Source organism: Pseudomonas sp. F1_0610 (assembly GCF_047470865.1).
Lineage (GTDB): Bacteria > Pseudomonadota > Gammaproteobacteria > Pseudomonadales > Pseudomonadaceae > JAZDRH01.
The window spans coordinates 1-3,792 of the sequence record NZ_JAZDRH010000056.1 but is presented as its reverse complement, the minus strand read 5'-3'; the positions used below and the strand labels follow the sequence as shown (position 1 = coordinate 3,792).

Here is a 3,792-nt window from a genome sequence, read left to right as displayed (position 1 = left end):
TACACAATGGCTTTGGACGTATAACAACGAACGCCCTCACACTGCTATCGGAGGAGTACCGCCAAGGCAGCTATTACAGGCAGCTTAAATTCTACAGATGAGCACTGTGGAAAATGGGGGGATTACATTAGCATGCGAGGTAGAATTATGAGCATGATATGGATGGTTAAGGCTATGCAAGCTAAAGTCGGAAATCCTTTACGCAAGTTGGTTTTAATAAAGCTAGCTGACAATGCAAACGAAAAGGGTGAGTGCTTCCCGTCATACAAGCATATTTCAGATCAGTGCGAAATTTCCCACAGTACCGTTAGAAAACACATTAAAGATTTAGAGTTAATGGGTTTCTTGACTATTGAAAATCGTAGAGGTGTGCTGGGTAATTCATCCAATATTTATCGTTTAACGATAGATAATAAGCCAAATAACCCTATGCCGTCAGAAAGCACACCTATGCCGTGTGACGGCACACCCCTATGCCGTCACACGGCACCATAACCAGTCACTCTTTTGAACCAGTCAATGAACCAAGAGATAGCGCACGCGAAAATGCTTTGGTTGAGCAATCAAAAAATCAAATCAATACACGCCAAAAAATGAGCTTGGGATGGCAGCCTGATATTCCAACGCTAATCACTCGGGCGAAGATGGCAGGACTACAGGTTGATTTATTCACGCCTGAAGTGATTGGCATGTTCAAAATTCATTTTGAAGCACAAGAGCAATATTTAACCAACAGTCAGTGGCTAGCTAAATTGGTGGCATGGGTTAAGCGTGAGCAGGCACACCTTGCAACACGACCAACAGTAAAAAACCAAGTCGCTCAAGTAAACCCAACGGATGACGATGATAGCTGGCTGGATGATGTGCGTATCGAGGTGATGCCATGAGTGCTCAACGTGTAACAAGTAATGCGCTTGTATCCTCTGTGCAATTACCCGCTAAGCCTAAGCGTGTGGTTTATTCCTTTAACAAACCTACACTGCTGGAGTTACCAGATGATAAAAAATTACAGGTTAAGCAGGCCATTGATTATTTGATTGATGAGCTAAAAGCACTGTGCCCAGCGTGGAAGCAAGCGTGGACAGCTAACACCGACATGCGAGTGGTTAAACGAAACTGGGCAGAGGCATTGGTCAGTGAAGGTATTACCTCAAAATCACAAATAGATCTGGGTTTACGTTTACTGCGTAATGAGCAAAGCCCATTCCTACCCAGCATTAGCCAGTTTGTAACCTTATGCCAGCCTACGCCTGAGAACTTAGGTTTACCTTCAGTCGATGACGCTTACAAGCAAGCCTTTGCGGTATCTCATCCAGCTGCCAATTTTAGCCATTGCCATCCTGCTTCTTATCACGCGGCCTGTGAGGTGGGCTTATACGTGATGACACGTTATAGCGAGCAAACGAGCCGAGAGCGCTTTGCCAAAGCTTACAAAGAAACCTTAAGCAAAATCTGGCGTGGTGAAGCTATCCGAGCCTTACCCGATAGTGAAACTAAAACCGCCATTATCAAAGCAACTCCAGAAGTCGCCAACAAAGCTCTAACAGACATGCGGGCGATGCTAGGCATCAAGCGAAAAAGAATTTTAAGTTAACTAGAGGTAAGAATGTCCACACTAGCGGTACCCATTACAGATGCAGAAATTAAGCGCCAAGCGGCTAATGATATTGTCACCACCCTACGTGATCCACGCTATCAAGGGTTACGTTATCGCTATTTAGCGGATCGTACTCGTGGTAGTTGGTTTTTGATCATCAATGGCAAGTGGGAGCGTATCGGTGCTTTTCCTGTGCTGACGAGTAAACAGGTGATCAATACACTACCAGAGCTACTCACACGTAAGGCTGTAAATGCTGAGGCAAGTTTATGTCACGGTGATGTGTCACGTTGCAAAGATTTACTGATTTGGTACCGCGACCGAGTTAAACGCAATAGCAACCTAAGCCAAAAGCGCAGGCTCTCTGTTGAAATAATCCTAGATAAGCACTTACTACCTGCCTTGCAAGACACAAATATAGACGAAATCAATCGCGATCTAATTGATCGTCAGTTGATTTGGTCATTACAAGAAAGCTATTCCGTAAGCTACGTGCGCCAAATTATGCGCGTACTACAGCAAGCCTTTAATCAGGCACTCAAATTAAACCGCATCACAAATAACCCATTGGCCAGCTTTAAGTTTGCTGAGTTTGTTCAAGCAAAAGAAAAACCCAAAACAGGGCGCTTAAGGCCGATTGACCTTGACCCATTACTTGCCCATTTAAAGCACTGTTATGCGCTTAAGCCAGTACAAGGGCTTTTTGCGTTGATGATGCTGGCACATGGTACTCGTATAGGTGAGACGCGATTAACTCGATGGCGCGACATTAGCTTAAGTGAACGTGTGTGGTTTATTCCTGCTGAGAACACCAAAACAAGGGTAGAGCATACCTTGCCACTCACTGATCAAGTATGTGCGCTATTAACACAGTACCGCGAACGTATGAAAGGACGCGCTAAGGATTACTTATTTGTCGATGAGGCAGGTTGTTTACTAACTGAACGGCAGGCGGGCAGTTCGTTTCAATGGCTGAGTCAAGGAAAGTGGAGTAGTCACGACTTAAGAAAGCTGGCCAGAACATGCTGGGCGGAGTTAGGCGTGGACTACTTAATTGGTGAAAGGCTACTGAATCATCAAGTAGGTGCGTTAGTGCAAACGTATGTACTGACAACACAAGAAGAGCTTAAACGCCAAGCCTTAGAAAACTGGTGTGCTCGTCTCGATGAGTGTGGATTTAGTGAGATTCACAACGAGACAGGCGTTAGATCAGGTATCCGCGAAAATCTGAGCAAGGCTAAGTAATACGGGGCTTATAGCCAGTTTAGGTGTTTGCGACCAAAGAGGCGGCGAAATGACAGATTTGAAGTATGTACAGATATGTAAACGATGTAAGGGAATTGGCAACATTAAGCGAAACATGGATCTTTTTATTTGCCATGAATGCCGTGGTTATCGGTTTGTGGTTAGTAGTGATAAAGGGCTGATTAAGGCTTTAGCTGATCAGCTTTATCAAACACTGAATCAGTTAGAATATTTAAAAGGTAGTAAACGATGAGAATAGATCAAGCTGAGTATATTGTGGCGCAGTATGGAATCTGGTGCAGAACAGCTACGGGAGTGCCTCGCTATAAGTCGCCCTTGCTTGCAATGATGCGAGAGTTGGGCGTTTATGATTCAAAAGTGACTTGCGCTATAGATGATGATACAGCATTACAAGTAGACGGATTTTTAGCTGCATTACAAAAAGATGAGCCAGAAATTGTTAAAGCATTAATGCTACGTTACGTAAGAGGTGTGTCATATAGAAACATGGTAATGTATGGAATTAGTAGAGCAGAGGGTTATTTGAGAGTTCAACAAGGGATTGCTTCACTGGCATCTTGTTTTAGAGTTCTAGCTAGTTAATAAATAATTTTTTATACATAGTTATTTTTATATTAAATAAAGAAGCTGGAAAAATCGTAAGTAGAGAGCTTACAATCGATAAAATGAATAAGATATTTAGTTCTTGAATAATTTTAAAATATTTAAAGCCCCTGTTAGCTTGATTTAGCAGGGGGTTATTGATTAATTGAAAACTATTATTTGAACGTATGCTTTATTTTTTATTAATAAATGTACACCAAATTGAATCTTTAGGGTTGTTTCTATCTATAGCCCACTCAACTCTACCTTCAATTTCTTTTGGGATTCTAAATGCTATATTGGTAGGTTTAGATATTAGAGAATTTAGTTTTTCATTGTATACATTA

7 protein-coding genes are annotated in these 3,792 nt (G+C 42.3%); all 7 read left to right on the top strand.

From position 1 onward, the window contains the following. The coding region (locus VQ643_RS16005; RefSeq protein WP_286594322.1) for an integrase core domain-containing protein at positions 1 to 88 on the top strand (88 nt) is incomplete at its 5' end. Positions 89 to 147: 59 nt separating this feature from the next. Beyond that, positions 148 to 495 carry a helix-turn-helix domain-containing protein gene (locus VQ643_RS16000; protein ID WP_414201471.1) on the top strand — a complete coding sequence of 116 codons (348 nt, stop codon included), beginning with the start codon at positions 148 to 150 and terminating at the stop codon, positions 493 to 495. Next, complete coding sequence (locus tag VQ643_RS15995) at positions 474 to 887, top strand: DnaT-like ssDNA-binding domain-containing protein (RefSeq protein WP_414201469.1); 414 nt, start codon at positions 474 to 476, stop codon at positions 885 to 887. Before VQ643_RS16000 ends, VQ643_RS15995 begins: the two co-directional genes overlap by 22 nt. Continuing rightward, positions 884 to 1,594: a replication protein P gene (locus tag VQ643_RS15990; protein ID WP_414201467.1), complete on the top strand. Its 711-nt coding sequence runs from the start codon at positions 884 to 886 to the stop codon at positions 1,592 to 1,594. The genes VQ643_RS15995 and VQ643_RS15990 overlap by 4 nt, the downstream gene beginning before the upstream one ends. A 12-nt stretch (positions 1,595 to 1,606) precedes the next feature. Beyond that, on the top strand, positions 1,607 to 2,842 hold the full coding sequence (locus VQ643_RS15985; protein ID WP_414201465.1) for a tyrosine-type recombinase/integrase: 1,236 nt from the start codon (positions 1,607 to 1,609) through the stop codon (positions 2,840 to 2,842). 49 nt (positions 2,843 to 2,891) lie between these two features. Then, positions 2,892 to 3,095 (top strand): hypothetical protein, encoded by a 204-nt coding sequence (locus tag VQ643_RS15980; protein ID WP_414201463.1) that lies wholly within the window; start codon positions 2,892 to 2,894, stop codon positions 3,093 to 3,095. After that, positions 3,092 to 3,445, top strand: a complete 354-nt coding sequence (locus VQ643_RS15975) for an antiterminator Q family protein (RefSeq protein ID WP_414201461.1) — start codon at positions 3,092 to 3,094, stop codon at positions 3,443 to 3,445. The genes VQ643_RS15980 and VQ643_RS15975 overlap by 4 nt, the downstream gene beginning before the upstream one ends. Positions 3,446 to 3,792 lie beyond the last annotated feature (347 nt).